15 protein-coding genes, 2 tRNA genes and 2 other RNA genes are annotated in these 22267 nt (G+C 50.7%); 8 read left to right on the forward strand and 11 right to left on the reverse strand.

From position 1 onward, the window contains the following. Window positions 1-82 precede the first annotated feature (82 nt). Window positions 83-1714, reverse strand: coding sequence for an oligopeptide ABC transporter substrate-binding protein OppA (gene oppA / locus ACLJRU_RS01935; RefSeq protein WP_023234983.1), 1632 nt, complete (start codon window positions 1712-1714; stop codon window positions 83-85). Window positions 1715-2479: 765 nt separating this feature from the next. Further along, entirely contained in the window at window positions 2480-3127 is a 648-nt protein-coding gene (locus ACLJRU_RS01940; RefSeq protein WP_011264304.1) for a YchE family NAAT transporter, read from the reverse strand. Between the two features lie 476 nt (window positions 3128-3603). On the opposite strand from ACLJRU_RS01940, the gene adhE reads away from it, so the two are divergent. Then, window positions 3604-6282 (forward strand): bifunctional acetaldehyde-CoA/alcohol dehydrogenase, encoded by a 2679-nt coding sequence (gene adhE, locus ACLJRU_RS01945; RefSeq protein ID WP_023234984.1) that lies wholly within the window; start codon window positions 3604-3606, stop codon window positions 6280-6282. Window positions 6283-6478: 196 nt separating this feature from the next. On the opposite strand, the gene tdk is transcribed toward adhE, so the two are convergent. Continuing rightward, a complete protein-coding gene (gene tdk, locus ACLJRU_RS01950) occupies window positions 6479-7096 on the reverse strand; it encodes a thymidine kinase (protein ID WP_000068101.1) in 618 nt (205 codons plus the stop codon). Between the two features lie 662 nt (window positions 7097-7758). Here tdk and hns point away from each other — a divergent pair. Continuing rightward, the gene (gene hns / locus ACLJRU_RS01955) at window positions 7759-8172 is read left to right on the forward strand and encodes a histone-like nucleoid-structuring protein H-NS (protein WP_001287383.1); all 414 of its coding nucleotides are present in this window, start codon (window positions 7759-7761) and stop codon (window positions 8170-8172) included. A 130-nt stretch (window positions 8173-8302) separates the two neighbouring features. On the opposite strand, the gene galU is transcribed toward hns, so the two are convergent. The 3 genes from galU to rssA all read right to left on the reverse strand — a co-directional run bounded on the left by galU (window position 8303) and on the right by rssA (window position 11423). Further along, complete coding sequence (galU, locus tag ACLJRU_RS01960; RefSeq protein ID WP_187790631.1) at window positions 8303-9211, reverse strand: UTP--glucose-1-phosphate uridylyltransferase GalU; 909 nt, start codon at window positions 9209-9211, stop codon at window positions 8303-8305. 202 nt (window positions 9212-9413) lie between these two features. Next, the gene (gene rssB / locus ACLJRU_RS01965) at window positions 9414-10427 is read right to left on the reverse strand and encodes a two-component system response regulator RssB (protein ID WP_000193430.1); all 1014 of its coding nucleotides are present in this window, start codon (window positions 10425-10427) and stop codon (window positions 9414-9416) included. 90 nt (window positions 10428-10517) lie between these two features. Then, window positions 10518-11423, reverse strand: a complete 906-nt coding sequence (gene rssA / locus ACLJRU_RS01970; protein WP_001230575.1) for a patatin-like phospholipase RssA — start codon at window positions 11421-11423, stop codon at window positions 10518-10520. A gap of 110 nt (window positions 11424-11533) precedes the next feature. Here rssA and ACLJRU_RS01975 point away from each other — a divergent pair, with 110 nt between their 5' ends. The 6 genes from ACLJRU_RS01975 to ACLJRU_RS02000 all read left to right on the forward strand — a co-directional run bounded on the left by ACLJRU_RS01975 (window position 11534) and on the right by ACLJRU_RS02000 (window position 13604). Continuing rightward, window positions 11534-11992, forward strand: coding sequence for a YchJ family protein (locus ACLJRU_RS01975; protein ID WP_001540172.1), 459 nt, complete (start codon window positions 11534-11536; stop codon window positions 11990-11992). A 50-nt stretch (window positions 11993-12042) separates the two neighbouring features. After that, complete coding sequence (gene purU / locus ACLJRU_RS01980; protein ID WP_001191158.1) at window positions 12043-12885, forward strand: formyltetrahydrofolate deformylase; 843 nt, start codon at window positions 12043-12045, stop codon at window positions 12883-12885. A gap of 158 nt (window positions 12886-13043) precedes the next feature. Next, window positions 13044-13128 (forward strand) — tRNA-Tyr (locus ACLJRU_RS01985). A gap of 51 nt (window positions 13129-13179) precedes the next feature. Then, a non-coding RNA gene (locus ACLJRU_RS01990) (RtT sRNA) lies at window positions 13180-13311 on the forward strand. Between the two features lie 34 nt (window positions 13312-13345). Next, window positions 13346-13430, forward strand: a tRNA-Tyr gene (locus tag ACLJRU_RS01995). A 43-nt stretch (window positions 13431-13473) separates the two neighbouring features. Continuing rightward, a non-coding RNA gene (locus ACLJRU_RS02000) (RtT sRNA) lies at window positions 13474-13604 on the forward strand. Between the two features lie 102 nt (window positions 13605-13706). On the opposite strand, the gene ACLJRU_RS02005 is transcribed toward ACLJRU_RS02000, so the two are convergent. The 5 genes from ACLJRU_RS02005 to ACLJRU_RS02025 all read right to left on the reverse strand — a co-directional run bounded on the left by ACLJRU_RS02005 (window position 13707) and on the right by ACLJRU_RS02025 (window position 22137). Beyond that, complete coding sequence (locus tag ACLJRU_RS02005) at window positions 13707-15236, reverse strand: tetratricopeptide repeat protein (RefSeq protein ID WP_001212710.1); 1530 nt, start codon at window positions 15234-15236, stop codon at window positions 13707-13709. Window positions 15237-15477: 241 nt separating this feature from the next. Further along, window positions 15478-16155 carry a respiratory nitrate reductase subunit gamma gene (gene narI, locus ACLJRU_RS02010; RefSeq protein WP_001540175.1) on the reverse strand — a complete coding sequence of 226 codons (678 nt, stop codon included), beginning with the start codon at window positions 16153-16155 and terminating at the stop codon, window positions 15478-15480. Continuing rightward, on the reverse strand, window positions 16155-16865 hold the full coding sequence (gene narJ / locus ACLJRU_RS02015) for a nitrate reductase molybdenum cofactor assembly chaperone (RefSeq protein WP_023234986.1): 711 nt from the start codon (window positions 16863-16865) through the stop codon (window positions 16155-16157). The genes narI and narJ overlap by 1 nt, the downstream gene beginning before the upstream one ends. Then, window positions 16862-18397 (reverse strand): nitrate reductase subunit beta, encoded by a 1536-nt coding sequence (narH, locus tag ACLJRU_RS02020; RefSeq protein WP_001525419.1) that lies wholly within the window; start codon window positions 18395-18397, stop codon window positions 16862-16864. Before narH ends, narJ begins: the two co-directional genes overlap by 4 nt. Then, window positions 18394-22137, reverse strand: a complete 3744-nt coding sequence (locus tag ACLJRU_RS02025) for a nitrate reductase subunit alpha (RefSeq protein ID WP_000032886.1) — start codon at window positions 22135-22137, stop codon at window positions 18394-18396. The genes narH and ACLJRU_RS02025 overlap by 4 nt, the downstream gene beginning before the upstream one ends. Window positions 22138-22267: the final 130 nt, after the last annotated feature.

Raw genomic sequence — 22267 nt, forward strand, 5'->3', positions numbered from 1 at the left:
TGACAAAAGATCCGCCAGGGAAAGTTATAGTGCGATGAAAAAAGACACCATGGGACAACCGCAGTTGTCCCATGTCTTGCCATTAATGTTTGATAATATATAAGTTTTTCACATAAATATTATCCAGCGGGTCTTTACCGGTATACCCGCCCACCCAAGGTTTCACCAGGCGCGCGTTAACGTAGTAATACACCGGCACAATAGCCGAGTCTTTATCTAACTGCTGCTCCGCTTTAGCGTAGAGTTCGCTGCGCTGCGTATCGTCCGCCACTTTCAGCGTGTCGGCAATCAGCTTATCAAACGCCGGGCTCTTATAATGCGCGGTGTTATTTGAACTGTCGGACAACATGGTATTCAGGAACGAGGTCGGTTCATTATAATCTGCGCACCACCCGGCTCTGGCGACATCAAAGGTGCCCTGATGACGGGTATCCAGGAAGGTCTTCCATTCCTGATTCTCCAGATTCACATTGACGCTCAGATTTTTCTTCCAGATAGACGCCACGGCAATGGCCAGTTTTTTATGCAGATCGGAGGTGTTATACAGCAGGTCGAATGTTAAGGGCTTATCCGCCGTAAAGCCGGCTTCAGCCAACAATTTCTTCGCTTCTTCATTACGCTTTTGCTGGGACCATTTGAACCACTCAGGCTCTACCAGTTTTGCGCCATCGGTATACGGCGGCGTGTAGCTATAAGCGGGTAAATCGCCCTGATTTTTAACCTTATTAACAATAATGTCGCGATCTAACGCCAGTTTCAGCGCGGTACGCACGCGGACATCGTTAAACGGCGCTTTTTGATTATTAATTTCGTAATAATAGGTACACAAATAAGGGTCTACGCGGACTTCATTCGGGATCTCTTTTTTCAGTTTCTGGAATAATTCGATCGGCATATTGTTATAAGTCATATCGATCTCGCCGCTGCGGTAGCGGTTGACATCCGTCACCTCCGAAGAGATAGGCAAATAAGTTACCTGATTGATGACGGTTTTGTCGTTATCCCAGTATTGCGGGTTACGCTCCAGCACGATACGTTCGTTCACCACCCAGTTTTTTAACTTATAAGCGCCGTTAGTGACAATATTGGCCGGTTGTGTCCACTTATCGCCAAATTTTTCGACCGCTGATTTCGGTACAGGAGACACTGAAGGGTGGACCAACAATTTGTAGAAATAAGGCACCGGCTCACTTAAGGTCACTTCAAAGGTGTGATCATCAAGCGCTTTTACCCCCAGATCGGTGGCGGGTTTTTTACCGGCGATAATGTCATCGATATTAGCGATATGACCGTATTGCAGATAGCTGGCGTACGGCGATGCCGTATTAGGATCGGCCAGGCGTTGCCAGCTATAAACGAAATCATGGGCGGTGACGGGCGTACCATCTGACCATTTCGCATTCTCACGTAGATGGAATGTCCAGACTTTAAAATCTTTATTTTCCCATTTTTCCGCGACGCCCGGTGAAGGATGCCCCTCAACATCACTAATTAATAAGCCTTCGAAGAGGTCACGGCTGACGTTCGATTCCGGCACTCCTTCAATTTTATGCGGGTCGAGAGACTGCACTTCTGATCCATTGTTACGTACCAACGTTTGCTTGTCGGCTAACTGAACGCCGGCGGGCACGTCTGCCGCAGTCGCGGCGCTGGCGGCGATGAGCGCAGTGAGTATTCCCGCTGCAATCAAACTTTTTTTCGTGATGTTAGACATTGTGTTTGTACTCCACTCATTATAATTACTGGTTTTTACCAGCCTGTTTAATCCCGTCAGGGTTCCTGTACAGCACTGGTGGTGTACTGCCAGGTCTGTCACTGCTTTTGCTATCACCGACTTTATTTATTCTGACGATTCGTTCGATCGCCTTTCGTCGATTCGGTATACGACGTACCTGCCCACGTCGCACGTTATTTCTGACAACCATCTAAATGAAAATAGTTATCAACAATGTGAAATCTTCTATAAAAATGTTTGGCCGAAAAGTATCAAATGCGTTTCTGAACCGCCAATTCATTTTACAATTTTGTTAACCAATTCTCTTTTATGGAAAAATCCCTGCCCAAAAAAACAGTTAAACAATGTTAAAAATCTTTGATTTATTCTTTATAATCAATAAGTTGAAAGAAAAATATCTCTCTGTCGCATCGTAGGTTATGCCTGCGCCAGAAAACATACACAAATTTAACAAATGCTCATTATTTAGCACATTCATCTACGATGGAGCTGAAACAACTAATAACATTTCAATAATCCTTCATCAAGCCCCAGAGTATGGTGTGAATAAAATAACAGACCTACCGCTTCTCACGGTCTCAGTAATGTTGATAATAGTTTGATTAATAAAAATAAATAGCGTTAGATTATATTAGTATTTTTTATCATTTAAACGCTGAATGCTTATCAAAGTAAGAAGTGTTACGTGGGAATGTCACAAGGCGGCCCCCTTAGGGCGCCGCCTGTAAATCAACAGGTGGAAGTTTAGTTGAGCAAGCCGGGGAAAATGCCTTTTATTCCTGTGACAATAAATTCGATGCCGAGCGCCATTAACAACAACCCCATGATTCGGGTAATAACGTTGATACCGGTTTGCCCCAGCAAACGAACCAGCCACGGCGCCATACGGAACACGCCCCAGCAGCAAAGCGCAAAAAGCGCAATGGCAACTGAAAAACCAAGCAAATGCGCGATGCTGTGATAACGCGTCCCCCAGACGATAGTGGAGCTAATCGCCCCTGGCCCTGCCATTAACGGCAGCGCTAACGGCACAACGCCAATGCTCTCGCGTATGGCCGTCTCTGACTTTTCTTGCTTGTTTTGTTTATCTTCCCCCAGCTTCCCGCTGATCATCGACATTGCAATGGTGACAACCAGGATACCGCCCGCAATTCTGAACGAATCAATAGAAATACCAAACAGCTGCAGGATGCCATCGCCGAGGAATAAGGAACTCCACAAGATAATCGCGACCGACAGATTCGCGGTGAGGTTAGTTTTATTACGCGCCGTGGCCGTCTGGTAGCTGGTCATGCTGATGAAAACGGGGATAATCCCCACCGGGTTAACCAGCGCAAAGAGCCCGACAAAGAACTTAAAGTAAACAGGAAAATCAAAAAGCGGTTGAATCACGGTTAGCTCCGAAGCGTTAGCCGGATGAAGTCAATGTTCGTTAATGATCAAAACGCGCAGAAGATACGCCTTTTATTCGCATAGTTCACCTCTTATCTACACCTAATTTCATCCATTCATCGCTGTTATTTATATGTACTCGTTATGCTAATCCACTTACTCTTCATGACAACGATTTCTTAATAATTTACATAAAAGGCTAAAATGGCCTGCTGAAAGGTGTCAGCTTTGCGTAATCTTGATTTAGATCACACAATCGCTACTCAGAAGTGAGTAATCTTGCTTACGCCACCTGGACGTAACGCGTTAGAGTTAAATGATACTAACGCAGAAGCTCTTTTAGTAAATCAGAGCGAAACGGACGTTAAGTAACCACCTGAATTTCAGGCATTTATACAAAGTATCGTCGATCTGTCTATACTCACGTATCGCGCAGATGATTTACTAAAAAAGTTTAACATTATCAGGAGAGCATTATGGCTGTTACTAATGTCGCTGAACTTAACGCACTCGTAGAGCGTGTAAAAAAAGCCCAGCGTGAATATGCCAGTTTCACTCAAGAACAGGTCGACAAAATCTTCCGCGCCGCCGCTCTGGCAGCCGCTGACGCCCGCATTCCGCTGGCCAAAATGGCCGTCGCCGAATCTGGTATGGGTATCGTGGAAGACAAAGTGATTAAAAACCACTTCGCTTCTGAATATATTTACAATGCCTATAAAGATGAAAAAACCTGCGGCGTGCTGTCTGAAGACGACACCTTCGGGACCATCACCATTGCTGAACCTATCGGCATTATTTGCGGTATCGTTCCAACTACTAACCCGACCTCTACCGCGATCTTCAAATCGCTGATTAGCCTGAAGACCCGTAACGCCATCATCTTTTCTCCGCATCCGCGCGCTAAAGAAGCAACCAACAAAGCGGCAGACATCGTTCTGCAAGCGGCTATCGCTGCCGGCGCGCCGAAAGATCTGATTGGCTGGATCGATCAACCTTCCGTAGAACTGTCTAATGCGCTGATGCACCACCCGGATATTAACCTGATCCTCGCCACTGGCGGTCCAGGCATGGTTAAAGCTGCATACAGCTCCGGTAAACCGGCTATCGGCGTAGGCGCAGGCAACACCCCGGTTGTCATTGATGAAACCGCTGATATCAAACGCGCTGTGGCGTCTGTTCTGATGTCTAAAACCTTCGATAACGGCGTAATCTGTGCTTCTGAACAGTCTGTTGTCGTTGTTGATTCCGTCTATGATGCCGTTCGCGAACGTTTCGCCAGCCACGGCGGCTACATGCTGCAGGGCCAGGAGCTGAAAGCGGTTCAAAACGTTATCCTGAAAAATGGCGCTCTGAACGCCGCTATCGTCGGCCAGCCAGCCTACAAAATCGCTGAACTGGCAGGCTTCTCCGTACCAGAAACCACCAAGATTCTGATCGGTGAAGTTACGGTCGTTGACGAAAGCGAACCGTTCGCACACGAAAAACTGTCTCCGACTCTGGCGATGTATCGTGCGAAAGATTTCGAAGAAGCGGTAGAAAAAGCAGAAAAACTGGTCGCTATGGGCGGTATCGGTCACACCTCCTGCCTGTACACTGACCAGGATAATCAGCCAGAACGCGTTGCTTACTTCGGTCAGATGATGAAAACCGCGCGTATCCTGATCAACACCCCGGCCTCTCAGGGTGGTATCGGTGACCTGTACAACTTCAAACTCGCACCTTCCCTGACGTTGGGTTGTGGTTCCTGGGGTGGTAACTCCATCTCTGAAAACGTTGGTCCGAAACACCTGATCAACAAGAAAACCGTTGCTAAGCGAGCTGAAAACATGTTGTGGCACAAACTTCCGAAATCTATCTACTTCCGCCGTGGCTCTTTGCCCATCGCGCTGGATGAAGTGATTACTGATGGCCACAAACGTGCGCTCATCGTGACTGACCGCTTCCTGTTCAACAACGGCTATGCAGACCAGATCACCTCTGTGCTGAAAGCGGCTGGCGTTGAAACCGAAGTCTTCTTCGAAGTTGAAGCCGACCCGACGCTTTCCGTTGTTCGCAAAGGCGCTGAGCTGGCGAACTCCTTCAAACCGGACGTGATCATCGCGCTGGGCGGCGGTTCCCCGATGGACGCCGCGAAAATCATGTGGGTCATGTACGAACATCCGGAAACTCACTTCGAAGAACTGGCGCTGCGCTTTATGGACATCCGTAAACGTATCTACAAGTTCCCGAAAATGGGCGTGAAAGCGAAAATGATCGCCGTCACCACCACTTCCGGTACCGGTTCTGAAGTCACACCGTTTGCGGTTGTGACCGACGATGCAACCGGTCAGAAATATCCGCTGGCTGACTACGCCCTGACCCCGGATATGGCGATTGTCGACGCCAACCTGGTGATGGATATGCCGAAGTCCCTGTGTGCGTTCGGTGGTCTGGATGCGGTAACTCACGCTCTGGAAGCTTATGTTTCCGTACTGGCTTCTGAGTTCTCTGACGGTCAGGCTCTGCAGGCTCTGAAACTGCTGAAAGAAAACCTGCCGGCGTCTTACCACGAAGGGTCTAAAAATCCAGTTGCGCGTGAACGTGTTCACAGTGCAGCGACTATCGCCGGTATCGCGTTTGCCAACGCCTTCCTCGGTGTATGTCACTCCATGGCGCACAAACTGGGCTCTCAGTTCCACATTCCGCACGGTCTGGCGAACGCCCTGCTGATTTGTAACGTTATCCGCTACAACGCGAATGACAACCCGACCAAGCAGACCGCTTTCAGCCAGTACGATCGTCCGCAGGCACGCCGTCGTTACGCTGAAATTGCTGACCACCTGGGCCTGAGCGCGCCGGGCGACCGTACCGCCGCTAAGATTGAAAAACTGCTGGCATGGCTGGAAAGCATTAAAGCTGAGCTGGGTATTCCTAAGTCTATCCGTGAAGCAGGCGTACAGGAAGCTGACTTCCTGGCACACGTTGACAAACTGTCTGAAGATGCCTTCGATGACCAGTGCACCGGCGCTAACCCGCGTTATCCGCTGATCTCCGAACTGAAACAGATTCTGCTGGATACCTACTACGGTCGTGATTTCACCGAAGGTGAAGTTGCAGCGAAGAAAGACGTCGTTGCCGCACCGAAAGCAGAGAAAAAAACGAAAAAATCCGCTTAATTCGTTATCTGTTTTAGCATGACAATAACGGCCTCAATTGAGGCCGTTTTTTTGTTTTACCTGTTTATCTGATGCCTGAAGGCGCTATGCTAATCATCTGGCCTACGTGCTCACGGCACGCCCTTCGTCAGGAGGCCTGAATAATGACCTCCAAAGCGCTACAGGGCGTTTTATAAGCCGATCTTTACCTCAGGTATCATATGTGCCGATGACGCTCCTGAATCGCCGTCAGTGAGCCCTCCTCCAGCGCGTCCTTATAATGCTTACGGCAAACTGAAACGTAGCGTTCATTCCCGCCAATAACCACCTGTTCGCCTTCGTTATAAGGCCTGCCGTCCTGATCAAGGCGCAGAACCATACTGGCTTTACGACCGCAGAAACAGATAGTTTTTAATTCCACCAGCTTATCTGACCATGCCAGCAAGTATTGGCTGCCGACAAAGAGCTCCCCACGAAAGTCTGTTCGTAGCCCATAGCAAAGTACTGGAATATCTAATTTGTCGACAACCTCGGATAATTGATAAACCTGCTGGCGAGTCAAAAACTGGCTTTCGTCGACTAACACGCAATGTATTGTCTGCCGCACGCTCTCGGCACGAATCTCTTCAAACAAGGATGTATTTTGGTTAAACAATTTTGCCGGCGACGACAAACCGATACGAGAGCTGACTTTGCCTGCGCCGAAACGATCGTCGATTTCCGCCGTATATACGACGGTACGCATCCCGCGTTCCTGATAATTGTATGAAGATTGCAGCAGTGCAGTCGACTTACCCGCATTCATTGCCGAATAGTAGAAATATAGCTGTGCCATTGGTCGCAGGACCTCACCTGAGTGAAATAAAGATTGGCGGGATTGTACCATAATTTACCGACGCGACGGCGCGGCTCGCGCTCCGGTGAGTATTAAGAATTGTACAAACATCGCTCACTATACCCAAAATAATTCGCGTTGCTTAAAGGCGGCAAGGGAGTGAGTCCCCAGGAGCATAGATAACTATGTGACTGGAGTGAGCGAGCGTAGCCAACGCATAAGCAACTTGAAGTATGAAGGGTATATACACATTCCTTCACAAATTATGCCGTTAAAATTCATCAACAATGCTTATCATCACCCGCCAATATGAAAACCTTGTACTTATTGTTACCGTTACTCATACCCGGTGCAAAGTAATAGGGTTTTCTTGTAAGGAAATCTAATACAAGAGATTGATATCTCAGCAATGAGATCGTATTTCATCATGATAAAATGTGACCTGACTCCTAAATTTTTAGCGACAGACGGTGAGTATCCCCCCTGCCAATAAGCTCTTTTTTGTGCGGCGCCTCAAGGAAAATTTAAGTTGAGATAATTAAAACGTGTGCTTAATAAAGCGTAATTTTGAATTCCTTACATTCCTGGCTATTGCACAACTGAATTTATCGCTCTATTATTAGCTCAACAAACCACCCCAATATAAGTTTGAGATTACTACAATGAGCGAAGCACTTAAAATTCTGAACAACATCCGTACTCTTCGTGCGCAGGCAAGAGAATGTACTCTGGAAACGCTTGAAGAAATGCTGGAAAAATTAGAAGTTGTCGTTAATGAGCGTCGTGAAGAAGAAAGCGCTGCTGCTGCTGAAGTGGAAGAACGCACTCGTAAACTGCAACAGTATCGTGAAATGTTAATTGCCGACGGCATTGACCCGAATGAACTGCTGAATAGCATGGCTGCCGCTAAATCCGGCACCAAAGCTAAACGCGCAGCTCGTCCGGCTAAATATAGCTATGTTGACGAAAACGGTGAAACTAAAACCTGGACTGGCCAGGGTCGTACACCGGCTGTAATCAAAAAAGCAATGGAAGAACAAGGTAAGCAACTGGAAGATTTCCTGATCAAGGAATAATTTACTTCCTGGATGCTTAAAATCCCGCCGCTGGCGGGATTTTTTTTCCTGAGTTCTCCGCTGACGACCCCAGGCATAAAAAAAGCGCCGGATTTACCAGCGCTTCTGTTAAAAAATTTATAACGTATCGTTACTTCTTAATACCCATCTCTTCTTCAAGCCAGGCTTTAAATTCAGCACCCAGCGAATTATGACGGATGCCATATTCAACGAATGCCTGCATATATCCTAACTTATTACCACAGTCATGGCTTTTACCCTTCATGTGGTAGGCTTCAACCGTTTCTTTTTCGATCAGCATATCGATAGCATCGGTCAACTGAATTTCATCCCCGGCGCCCGGAGGGGTTTTCGCCAGCAACGCCCAGATATCCGCGCTCAACACATAACGCCCGACAATCGCAAGGTTAGACGGCGCGACATCCGCTTTTGGTTTTTCAACCACGCCAACCATCGGCACACTTTCGCCCGGCGCCAGCTCAACGCCTTTGCAATCGACCACGCCGTATGCAGTCACATCTTCTACTGGCTCAACCATAATCTGGCTATTGCCGGTTTCATCGAAACGGCGGATCATTTCAGCCAGGTTATCCTGAGACAGGTCGAACTCATATTCGTCAAGAATAACGTCTGGCAGAATAACAGCGACAGGTTCGTTTCCGACAACGGGATGCGCGCACAATACGGCATGGCCCAGGCCTTTTGCCAGCCCTTGACGTACCTGCATAATAGTGACATGCGGAGGGCAAATAGACTGAACCTCCTCCAGAAGCTGACGCTTAACGCGTTTTTCCAGCATCGCTTCCAGCTCAAAACTGGTATCAAAGTGGTTTTCAATAGAGTTTTTAGACGAGTGCGTAACAAGCACGATTTCAGTAATGCCAGCAGCGATACATTCGTTCACGACGTACTGAATTAATGGCTTATCAACCAGCGGCAGCATCTCTTTCGGGATAGCTTTGGTCGCTGGCAGCATCCTGGTTCCCAATCCCGCGACCGGGATAACGGCTTTTTTGACTTTCGAATTAAGGGCAGCCATTTAAAATTCTCCTGGACTGTTCATGTATTGAACGTGTTCATTAATCTGTACCGTGTTCCAGTATATCAGTACCAGAACAAGCCTCAGGTCCAAAAAGGACTTATATTGGTATAATTAAGACAAATACTTATAAATCTGCCGCAGATAGTAACACTCGTCGGGAAAGGCCGGTAAAGCAATTTCCGCTCACTCTTCCGTTTGGTCATTCCGCAGACAACATCAATCGCAGACGCCCTCCTGCGCCCCATATTTGACACTGCCATGAGTCGCAACGCTGGCTTAATTGGTTAAGGTAGGCGTTACCCAATGTTCCTAGCGGCACGCCGCTGCTAATTTGAACCTGATGAGCGCCCGTATTTAAGGTGGCGTTCAATCCGGCGGAGACGAGAATCAAATTTTTGAGCTCACTGTGATAGTAGCCGACAAATAGCGGGAATTGCCCAGGTAAATTGGCTTGTCTGAGCAGATGATTTACCTGTTTTAATAGCGCGCCTAACTCCGGTAAACGGTGCTTTTGTTGGCCGAGCTGATCCTGCAATAAGCCGTTAAATAGCGCCCGCAGCAACAATGCGGCTAACACGCCGTTATCGCCCGCCCGGGTGACATCCAGGCAATAAAATGCCAGTTCGTTATCAGATAGCGGCGCAATATCCAGCACCAGTCCAAGCTGATCGGCGGAGACGAGCTGCCGGTAATTAATGCGGCAATGAGAAATCACCTGCTGTACCGGGGGCTGCAATTCCTGCAACAATTGCGCTGCGGCGGTTGGATTACTCACCATTGCATCCCAGTCACGAAACAGGCGTTCTTCTTCTTCAACCCGCGAGTTAAACATATTAGGGTATAAGCAAGCGAATACGGTTTCCCGCAAGCGGTTGAGATCTTTTACCGGCTTCAGCAAGACATCTTCAACCCCAAGGCGTAACGCTTTGGCGATATCCGCCATATTTTCTGTTGCGGAAATAACCAGAATAGGCGTCTGGTCTCCGCGATTACGTAAGTTTTCTACCAGTTTGAGACCGTTCATTCTCGGCATAGCGATATCACATATCATGAGATCAGGGGTAAAACGCCCCATCAACTCCAGGGCATCTACCCCGTCGCCTGCCAATGCCGTTGTCGCTCCCAAAGAGGAAAACCACGAATCCAGAAGCGAGCGAAATACAGGCTCGTCTTCAACAATAAGAATCTGTTTTCCGACCAATGGCTGCGTCATGTTCTCTCCCCTGACTGGCTTTAATCAATAGTGGCATGGTATTGCCGCTTGCGCCTGTCAGAATTTGCTTAAGTGATCGTAAAAGGTACATTAAACGTCGGTACGCACCAAGGGTATAAGTTCGTCCATCTTTTTCTCTACGGCTAACTGACCCGCCGCAATAGCGGCATGGGCGCGATGAAAATCCAGCGTTGAGATTTGCGGACAGAATGGTTGAATAAGAATATCAGGCGGATCGCCAGCCATACGGTTACGTTTAAGACGATTTTCCAACACCTGGATGGAGGTTGTCATGATTTCCATTGCCCCAGGCGAACTCACGCCACGGCGTGAAGTCAGGCTACTGAAACGTTCTTTTAAACGCTTATGCCAGGGCAGCGCATCATCGCTCTCTTCATTGATATTCCCGACATTTACAGAGAGCAAATCTTGCTGCATGAGGTGGGCATCATGTTGCAGGTCTACCGCAATAACGATATCAGCCCCCAGCGCCCTGGTTAACGAAACAGGTACCGGATTAACGACTGCGCCATCTACCAGCCAGTAACCGTTATGTTCAACCGGAGACATCAGCCCTGGCATACTGCACGACGCGCGTACGGCAAGGTGTAGATCGCCTTCAGTAAACCATAGCTCTCGTCCCGTGCTAAGATTCGTCGCGACCGCGCCAAAACGTCTTGAACAGTGGTCAAAATCCGTGACGGGCATAATATCCCGATAGTGATTAAATACGCGTTCGCCGCGAAGCAACCCTCCTCTGCCCCAGGATACATCCATCAGGCGTAAAACATCCCAGTAGCGGAATGAACATACCCACTGTTCAAGCGCCGATAATTTATTACAGGCATACGCGGCGCCGACCAGTGAACCTATTGAGCATCCTGCAACGATATCAATATCAATGCCTGTTTGCTTGAGGGCTTTGATGACCCCAATATGAGACCATCCTCTCGCTGCGCCAGATCCCAGCGCCAGCCCTATTTTCATTTTTCTCATCGTACTTAACGACTTCCCCTGGCTTCAAGACGTAGCAACATCGCCACTGCTCAGTTAACATAATGCCACCCTGGCGTTCAACGCCGTTTTTTATATTCAGGGAGATTATTGTGTCTCAGCCTTGTCCCTGTGGTAGCGCTGACGAGTATAGCCTATGTTGTGGTCGTATTGTGTCCGGAGAACGAGTAGCACCCGATCCGTCACATCTCATGCGCTCTCGTTACTGCGCTTTTGTGATGAAAGACGCAGATTACTTAATTAAGAGCTGGCATCCAACCTGCAATGCGGCCGCGTTTCGTGATGATATCATCGCCGGATTTGCCAATACCAGGTGGCTCGGCCTGACTATTTTTGAACATACCTGGTCAGAAGCAGAAAATACAGGGTATGTTAGTTTTATCGCGCGTTTTTCCGAACAAGGGAAAACCGGGGCGATTATCGAACGTTCTCGTTTTATCAAAGAAAACGGTCAGTGGTATTATATTGACGGTACCCGCCCTCAGTTGGGTCGAAATGATCCCTGCCCGTGCGGTTCAGGCAAAAAATTTAAAAAGTGCTGCGGCCAGTGACGCCTGACAGTATCGATACAGCAAACACTCTCAACAGGATTTTTCCGGCAATGCAATCACTACAACGTAAAGTTCTGCGTACTATTTGTCCCGATCAAAAAGGCCTTATCGCGCGGATTACCAACATTTGCTATAAGCACGAGCTTAATATTGTGCAAAACAATGAATTTGTGGACCATCGAACCGGACGCTTTTTTATGCGGACCGAGCTGGAAGGCATCTTCAATGATTCCACTCTTCTGGCCGATCTGGACAGCGCCTTACCGGAAGGCTCTGTTCGTGAACTCAATCCCGCCGGACGCCGTCGGGTAGTGATTCTGGTTACCAAAGAGGCGCATTGTCTGGGCGACCTGCTGATGAAAGCCAACTATGGCGGGCTGGATGTTGAAATCGCCGCGGTCATTGGCAACCATGAAACGTTACGCTCGCTGGTTGAACGTTTTGAGATCCCTTTCGAACTGGTCAGCCATGAGGGATTAACGCGTGAAGAGCATGACACGAAGATGGCGGACGCCATTGATGCCAATCAACCGGACTATGTGGTGCTGGCCAAGTATATGCGTGTTTTGACGCCAGGTTTTGTGGCGCGCTTCCCGAACAAAATTATCAATATCCACCACTCATTCCTGCCGGCGTTTATCGGCGCGCGCCCTTATCATCAGGCCTATGAGCGCGGCGTGAAAATCATCGGCGCTACCGCGCACTATGTGAATGATAATCTGGATGAAGGCCCAATCATTATGCAGGACGTGATTCATGTCGATCACACTTACACCGCAGAAGATATGATGCGTGCCGGGCGCGACGTTGAGAAAAACGTATTAAGCCGCGCGCTGTATCAGGTTCTGGCGCAGCGGGTCTTTGTTTACGGCAATCGGACGATTATTCTTTAATCGTCAGTAATATGAATTGATTAGCTTTAATCCGTTACGGATGAAAAGTACGCAAACAGTTCATTTCAGGCAAAGGAATGCTTTACAGCGGCGTGTCATTTGATATGATGCGCCCCGCTTCCCGAAAGGAAGCGGGCCAGTATTAAGCATTACCCCGTGGTGGGGTTCCCGAGCGGCCAAAGGGAGCAGACTGTAAATCTGCCGTCATCGACTTCGAAGGTTCGAATCCTTCCCCCACCACCATTATTCACTACAGCGATGTAGTTAACTCTTAACTCGATGAGCAATGCAGAAGTCTGCACTTGTCGGTGAAGGGTGAGAACCTTCGATTAAGGTTCGACTCGAGCGAAAGCAAGAGAACGTTGCCAACGGCAACGGCCCGTAGGGTGAGGAGCGAAGCGACGAATAATCCTTCCCCCACCACCATCTTCAAGCTTTACCTACAATTTGAATTACCCCTGGTGGGGTTCCCGAGCGGCCAAAGGGAGCAGACTGTAAATCTGCCGTCATCGACTTCGAAGGTTCGAATCCTTCCCCCACCACCATCACTCCCGTCGTGTATCTTATCCCCGTTAAGCATAGTGTCTCATATCTCTCTGTACGGGAAGGATGAGAAGCTTCGACTAAGGTTCGATTCGAGCGCAGCGAGAAAGCGTTGCCGCAGGCAACGACCCGAAGGGCGAAGCGCGCAGCGCTGAGTCATCCTTCCCCCACCACCATTACTTCATAAAGCACCAATTTCAAATCAATCAGCAATGCCCCATATCCTTACCCCACAGGCAGACTTCACACCATGGCGCCATAGCTTATTGGCTATCTTATCAATACTTCTTCCTGGCAATCTTTTTCGCCTCCTTTGACTGGTTGATTTTTCGCCTGATGAGATCAAAGGCGGCATATGTCTCGCTAAGTTGATCTGGGGTAAGCGTTCCCTTGAGTCGGTTTCTTTCGGCAATGAGCGCTGAACAATCATCCTTAGATTTTTCCGTATATATACTTGCCATGTAATACCAAATATAGGCCTGCTTATTATCTTTAGGCACACCCTGGCGCCCATGAGCATAAATTTCCCCAAGCGCTAATTGTGCCGGAGTAAACCCCTGCTCTGCCGCTTTAAGGTACCACTTCAGCGCATTCCGGCTATTTTCAGGCACGCCTCTTCCCGTGCTATATGCCACGCCAAGCTGATATTGCGCTTTCGCAAAATCCTGTTTTGCTGCTTTTCGATACCATGCAATAGCCTGTCTGTCGCTTTGCGCGACGCCGCGACCAAATGCAGACATGATGCCCAGATGCGTTTGCGCAGCAGGCAGTCCCTGGCGTGCGGCTTTGCGATACCACGCCAGCGCCTGTTGGTAGTCCTGAGAAACGCCCTCACCCTGCATAAACATCACGCCGATCGCATCCTGCGCCTCGGCCAATCCTTGCGCTGCGGCTCTGCGATACCACTCCAGCGCCAGGTTGTGATCTTTCAATAAGTGATAACCGTTGTAATACCATACGCCAAAATTGTACTGTACCTTTGCCATCACGCGTTGCGCTGTTTTTCGATACCACGTCTGAGAGTGAACCCGGTCAGCGGGATGCGCTTTATCATAGAGCGCATTCAGCGGAATGTGGCCTGGCGTATAGCTGCCTGGTATACCTTCATTAAGCCAGTAAACTGCCTGACGATAATCCTGAGGCACGCCTTCACCATAAAAATAGGCAACACCGAGATAAAGTTGCGCGGGGTCGTACATATTTTCCGCCGCTTTACGCATCAAGATCGCCGTTTGCTGATAATCCTGAGGAACGCCCTGACCGTGGGCGTACATTACTCCAAGCTTAAATTGTGCTGACGAAGCTGAACCCTGGCCGCGGACAACGCCCGCATCATTGGTTGGAGAGGCGGCTTTTCGATACCACTCCAGCGCTAGCTGGGTATTTTGGGGAAACCCATCGCCATACATATAGGCGTCACCGAGGATTTCTTGCGTACTACTATCCCCTAGCTCTGCCGCCTTGCGATACCACTCCAGCGCTTTTTGTCGACTAAGTGGAAAATTTTCACCATAGTTGTAATGATAGCCAAGGATGAAATAGGAAAAATCCGAACCTTGTTTACCCGCTTTCTCCAGCCATTTTATGGCTAGTTTATAATCAGGCTTAACGTATCGCCCCTCCGCATACCAGCTTCCAAGCGAGAACTGCGCGCTTTCATCTCCTTGTTCCGCTTTTTGCTCTAATTCCTGAACGTACTGGCATTCTTCTGAGTCGGCGGGATAGCGCTCCTCGCAGACAGCAGCGTGAGCCATTTTTGAAATAAATATATTTAATATTATTATTTTGAAAATTGATGAAAAACGCATACAACTATCCTTATTGTCGTTTATGGCGTGATTATATGCTGCATCATCCTTTTTCTGCTTACAAAAAACTCGCACAGATGCTGAATAAACCCAAAAACAAAGAGTCCGGATTCAGATGCCAGACATGGCAGATCCGCTGTAAACGAAACAAGGCGGCGGTCGATAAGGCATTTATGCCGCACTCCGGCAAACAGCCATAAAAAAACCCCGCCGAAGCGGAGTTTAGGGCATCGAGAGAAAATCAGTGACGCGCACGTACAATCTGGTATTTGCGGGTCAGATACTCGACCGGCACGCTCCAGATATGCACCAGGCGCGAGAATGGGAACAACAGGAACAGCGTCATCCCCAGTACCAGGTGCATACGGAAGATAAAGGCTACACCATCCAGATGTGCGGATGCGCCACCGTGGAAGGTCACAACTGACTGCGCCCACCCGACCAGCTTCATCATTTCACTCCCGTCCATATGCTGGGCGGAGAACGGAATGGTCAGCAGGCCCAGCGCGCACTGAATCACCAGCAGCGAGAGAATCAAAATATCTGCGCCGGTAGTGGTGGCGCGGACACGTGGGCTAAACAGACGACGCTTGAGCAGTAAAATACCGCCAACCAGCGTCAGCACGCCGCAGGCGCCGCCGGCAATCATCGCCATCTTCTGCTTCACGTCGACCGGCAGAAAAGCTTCATACATCCAGTGCGGCGTTAACATGCCCAGGAAGTGACCGGCGAAAATACCCAGAATCCCAATGTGGAACAGGTTTGACGCCAGGTTCATTCCTTTGCAATCCAGCATCTGACTGGAAGCCGCCCGCCAGGTGTACTGACCGTAGTCGTAACGTAACCAGCTACCGATCAGAAATACCGATCCGGCAATGTACGGGTAGATATCAAAGAAGAACATATTCAGGAAGTGCATTAGTGCTGTCCTCCGGTGGTGATATTCAGATATTGCGGCGCCACGGCCCCGGCAAAACGACGCTGGTGAGCGGAGATTTCCGACTCGCCACACCCTTGATCGGCGAAGAATTTCACCTGCTCTTCTTCCCAGACCGCATCCAACGCCTGCGGGGTATCATCACGTGCTTCATTCGCAATTTTTTCAGCCACTTTATCGCTGTCGATAACGGTATTCGCCAGTTTTAACAGCAGATCGAACAGCACCGCATAACGGCTGTCACGCTGTTGCAAACGTGCGCTGAGCAGCGCCAGAATCGGCGCGATATCCTGTAAACCCCCTAACGCTTCGCTTTTCGGCAATTGCGCAAGGTATTCCAGATACAGCGGCAGATGATCGGGAAGTTCGCGACTGTCGAGCTGCAAACCGTGCTGCTCATACTGTGCCATCAGGTCAACTATCGCCTGACCGCGATCGCGGGATTCCCCGTGTACATGTTCAAACAGCAGCAGCGATGTGGCGCGACCACGGTCAAACAGTTCGCTATAAGCGGCCTGTACATCCAGCAGGTCCTGCGCGGTTAAATCGCGCAGGAAAACGCCCAGAGTCTGGGCATCCTCTTTATCCAGGTTCTCAGATGACGCGAGCGCATCGAACAACTCCTGCTGATGCTGCCACAGGGCAGCATCCGGGTACTCGAGCAGACGCGAAACAATGACGAGTTCAATCATGCGTGCGGCTCCGTTTTGCTGGTCACATCAACAGCGTCGATGCGGCGGCTGTTGAACAGATTGAATTTGGTATCAGACCCGTGGCAACCATCGCCGAAGGTAAAGCCACAACCGCTTTTCTCCGGGAATGCGTCACGCGCCAGTTCACGATGGCTGCTCGGCACCACAAAGCGATCTTCATAATTAGCAATTGCCAGGTAACGATACATTTCCTGCGCCTGGGCTTCGCTTAAACCCACCTCTTCCAGCGCGCGGGTATCTACTTTACCGTCTACGGTTTCCGCACGTTTGTAGTGACGCATCGCCAGCATCCGTTTCAGCGCCAACAGTACCGGCTGAGTGTCGCCAGCGGTCAACAAATTCGCCAGGTACTGCACCGGGATACGCAGACTGTCTACATCCGGCAGAATACCGTTGCTGCCCAGTTCACCCGCGTCGGCGGCAGACTGAATCGGTGACAAAGGCGGTACGTACCAGACCATCGGCAGCGTGCGGTATTCCGGATGCAGCGGCAGCGCCAGCTTCCAGTCCATCGCCATTTTGTACACTGGCGATTGCTGCGCCGCATCGATCACGCTCTGCGGCACGCCGTCCTTCAGCGCCTGCTCAATGACAGCCGGATCGTTTGGATCGAGGAACACGTCCAGTTGACGCTGGTACAGATCTTTTTCGTTTTCCGTACTGGCGGCGCTTTCAATGGCATCTGCGTCATACAGCAGTACGCCGAGATAACGGATACGGCCCACGCAGGTTTCGGAGCAAACGGTCGGCTGACCCGCTTCGATACGCGGGTAGCAGAAGATGCACTTCTCGGACTTGCCGCTCTTCCAGTTGAAGTAAATTTTCTTGTACGGGCAACCGGTGATGCACATCCGCCAGCCGCGGCACTTGTCCTGGTCGATCAGCACAATGCCATCTTCTTCACGCTTATAAATCGCGCCGCTCGGGCAGGTCGCCACGCACGCCGGGTTGAGACAGTGCTCGCACAGGCGCGGCAGGTACATCATGAAGGTGTTTTCGAACTGGCCGTACATCGCCTTCTGCATGTTTTCGAAATTCTGATCTTTGGCGCGTTTTTCGAACTCGCCGCCCAGAATCTCTTCCCAGTTTGGCCCGCTGGTAATTTTGTCCATCCGCTGGCCGGTAATCAGCGAGCGCGGACGCGCGATCGGCTGATGTTTGCTTTCCGGCGCGGTGTGCAGATTCTGATAGTCGAAATCAAACGGCTCGTAGTAGTCATCCATACCCGGTAGATGCGGGTTAGCAAAGATTTTTCCCAGCAGCAGCGCACGGTTACCCATGCGCGGTTGCAGTTTACCGTTGATTTTACGGATCCAGCCGCCCTTCCATTTTTCCTGATTTTCCCAGTCATTCGGAAAACCAACGCCAGGCTTACTTTCTACGTTGTTGAACCACGCGTATTCCATACCTTCGCGACTGGTCCAGACGTTTTTACAGGTGACTGAACAGGTATGACAGCCGATGCACTTATCGAGATTCAGCACCATGCCGACTTGTGAACGAATTTTCATTTTACGCTCTCCTGTACCTGGTCATTGCCTTCGCCATCCAACCAATTAATGTTCTTCATCTTACGTACCACCACAAACTCATCGCGGTTGGAGCCGACGGTACCGTAGTAGTTAAAGCCGTAGGCTAACTGCGCATAGCCGCCGATCATATGGGTCGGTTTCGGCGTAATGCGCGTCGCCGAGTTATGAATACCGCCGCGCTGCTGGGTAATTTCCGACCCCGGCAGGTTTACGATACGTTCCTGCGCGTGGTACATCATGGTCATGCCCGCCGGTACACGCTGGCTGACCACTGCGCGTGCGGTCAATGCGCCGTTGCTGTTGAAGACTTCGATCCAGTCGTTATCTTCAATGCCCAGATCTTTGGCGTCGGTTTCGCTCATCCACACAATCGGGCCGCCACGCGACAAGGTCAGCATCAACAGGTTATCGCTGTAGGTCGAGTGGATACCCCATTTCTGGTGCGGCGTCAGGAAGTTGAGCGCCTTCTCCGGATTACCGTTGGATTTACGCCCCATCACCGCTTTCACCGAGCGGGTGTCGATCGGTGGGCGATACACCAGCAGACTTTCGCCGAAGTCGCGCATCCACTGGTGATCCTGATACAACTGTTGACGACCAGACAGCGTACGCCACGGGATCAGCTCGTGAACGTTGGTATAACCGGCGTTATAAGAAACGTGCTCATCTTCCAGACCAGACCAGGTCGGGCTGGAGATAATTTTGCGCGGCTGGGCCTGAATATCGCGGAAGCGGATTTTCTCTTCTTCTTTATTGGTCGCCAGATGCGTATGGTCGCGACCGGTAAACTCGCTCAGCGCCGCCCAGGCTTTCACCGCCACCTGACCGTTGGTTTCCGGCGCTAACGTCAGGATCATCTCTGCCGCGTCAATCGCCGTGTTGAGCATCGGCTGGCCTTTCGCCGGACCGTCCGCTTTGGTGTAATTGAGCTTACGCAGCAAGTCCATTTCGCTCTGCGTGTTCCAGGCAATCCCTTTCCCGCCGTTGCCGATTTTCTCCATCAGCGGGCCGATAGAGGTAAAGCGTTCGTAAGTCGCCGGGTAATCGCGCTCAACGGTCATGATGTGCGGCGCGGTTTTCCCTGGAATCAGATCACATTCGCCTTTTTTCCAGTCTTTCACGTCCAGCGGCTGCGCCAGTTCAGCGGCAGAATCGTGCTGGATCGGCAGCGTCACGACGTCAGTCTCTTTACCCAGGTGGCCTACACAGACTTCGGAGAATTTCTTCGCAATGCCTTTGTAGATTTCCCAGTCGCTTTTCGATTCCCAGGCCGGATCTACGGCGGCAGACAGCGGATGAATAAACGGATGCATATCCGAGGTATTCATATCGTCTTTTTCATACCAGGTGGCGGTCGGCAGTACGATATCGGAGTACAGGCAGGTGCTCGACAGGCGGAAGTCCAGCGTCACCACCAGATCCAGTTTGCCGTCCAGGCCATTGTCACGCCACTCCACTTCTTCCGGCTTCACACCGCCCTGTTTACCCAGATCCAGCCCCTGAATACCATGCTCAGTACCCAGCAGATATTTCAGCATATACTCGTGACCTTTACCGGAAGACCCAAGCAGGTTTGAACGCCAGATGAACAGGTTACGCGGGTGGTTTTTACCGTTTTCCGGCTGCTCGGCGGCAAAGCGAATCGAACCCTCTTTCAGGGATTTGACGGTATAATCTACCGGCGTCATACCGGCTTTTTCCGCTTCACGCGCAATATACAGCGGGTTGGTACCTAACTGCGGTGCCGACGGCAACCAGCCCATACGCTCGGCGCGCACATTGAAGTCAATCAGATGGCCGCTATAGCGGGATTTGTCCGCCATCGGCGACAGTAATTCCTCGGCGGTCACCGTCTCGTAGCGCCACTGGCTGGAGTGGTTATAGAAGTAAGAGGTGCTATTCATGTGACGCGCCGGACGCTGCCAGTCAAGGGCAAACGCCAGCGGCTGCCAGCCGGTCTGCGGACGCAGTTTTTCCTGGCCGACGTAGTGCGCCCAGCCGCCGCCGCTCTGACCAACGCAACCACAGAACACCAACATATTGATCAGCCCGCGATAGTTCATATCGAGGTGATACCAGTGGTTCAGACCAGCGCCAACGATAATCATTGAACGTCCGTGCGTTTTATCCGCGTTATCGGCGAATTCCCGGGCGATACGGATGATCTGCGCCCGCGGCACGCCGGTGATCTGCTCGGCCCATGCTGGCGTATACGCTTTGGTATCGTCATAACTGGCGGCACAATTTTCATCGTTCAGGCCGCGTTCCAGACCATAGTTCGCCATGGTCAGATCGTAAACTGTGGTGACCAGTGCGGTAGAACCATCGGCCAGTTGCAGACGTTTTGCCGGCAGTTTATGCAGCAGGACGTTATCCAGCGCCACATGATTAAAGTACTCTGAACCTTCGCCGCCGAAATACGGGAAGCCCACGTCAGCAATCTCATCCTGGCTGCCCAGCAAGCTGAGCTGCAATTCAGTTTCTGCACCGGTAGTCCCGTCGCGCTGTTCGAGGTTCCATTTGCCTTTTTCACCCCAACGGAAACCAATTGAACCGTTTGGCGCCACCATTTCACCGTTGCTGTTGATAGCGACGGTTTTCCATTCCGGGTTATTTTCCTGCCCCAGCGAATCAACGAGATCGGCAGCGCGCAGCATACGACCTGCGGCATAATAACCATCACGCTCTTCAAGCATCACCAGCATTGGCATGTCGGTATAGCGGCGGACATAATCGGTGAAGTACTGGCGCGGGTTGTCGAGGTGGAATTCGCGCAGCATGACGTGGCCCATCGCCAGCGCCATCGCCGCATCGGTCCCCTGCTTCGGTGCCAGCCATAGATCGCACAGTTTGGCGATTTCGGCATAGTCCGGCGTCACCGCGACGGTTTTGGTACCTTTGTAACGTACTTCGGTAAAGAAGTGGGCATCCGGCGTACGGGTTTGCGGCACGTTAGAGCCCCAGGCGATAATATAGCTGGAGTTGTACCAGTCAGCGGATTCCGGCACGTCGGTCTGCTCGCCCCAGGTTTGCGGGGAGGCTGGCGGCAGGTCGCAGTACCAGTCGTAGAAGCTCAGGCAGGTACCGCCAATCAGCGAAAGATAACGTGCCCCGGAAGCGTAGGAAACCATCGACATCGCCGGGATGGGTGAGAAGCCCGCGACGCGGTCAGGGCCATAGGTTTTCACGGTGTACACGTTGGAAGCGGCGATCAGTTCGTTCACTTCCTGCCATGAGGAGCGAACAAAGCCGCCACGACCACGCGCCTGTTTGAAGCTTTTGGCTTTATCGGCATCTTCAATGATGGAGGCCCATGCCTCTACCGGATCGCGATGCAGTTTTTTCGCCTCGCGCCACATCTTCATCAGACGTTTGCGCATCAGCGGATATTTCAGTCGGTTAGCGCTGTAGAGATACCAGGAGTAGCTTGCGCCGCGCGGGCAGCCGCGAGGTTCATGGTTTGGCATATCAGGACGGGTGCGCGGGTAATCGGTTTGCTGTGTTTCCCAGGTCACCAGACCATTTTTGACATAAATTTTCCAGCTACAAGAACCGGTGCAGTTCACCCCATGGGTTGAGCGCACAATTTTGTCATGCTGCCAACGTTGGCGGTATCCGTCCTCCCAGTCCCGGTTTGTTTCGAGAAGCTGGCCGTGCCCATCGGCAAAGGTTTCGCCCTTCTGCTTGAAGTAGCGAAACCGGTCCAGGAATTTACTCATCGGGTTTCTCCTGTGTGGAACCTTACGGCTCTCTGATAAATCGACATTGCTTAACTAAGGGCGAAGGTAACGCGCTGAATGGGCGTGAGAATTGATAACGATCAAGGCGGACAGGGATGCAAATGGCGCG

This window comes from Salmonella sp. SAL00653, assembly GCF_046552515.1.
In the GTDB taxonomy this organism is placed as follows: Bacteria; Pseudomonadota; Gammaproteobacteria; order Enterobacterales; family Enterobacteriaceae; genus Salmonella; species Salmonella enterica.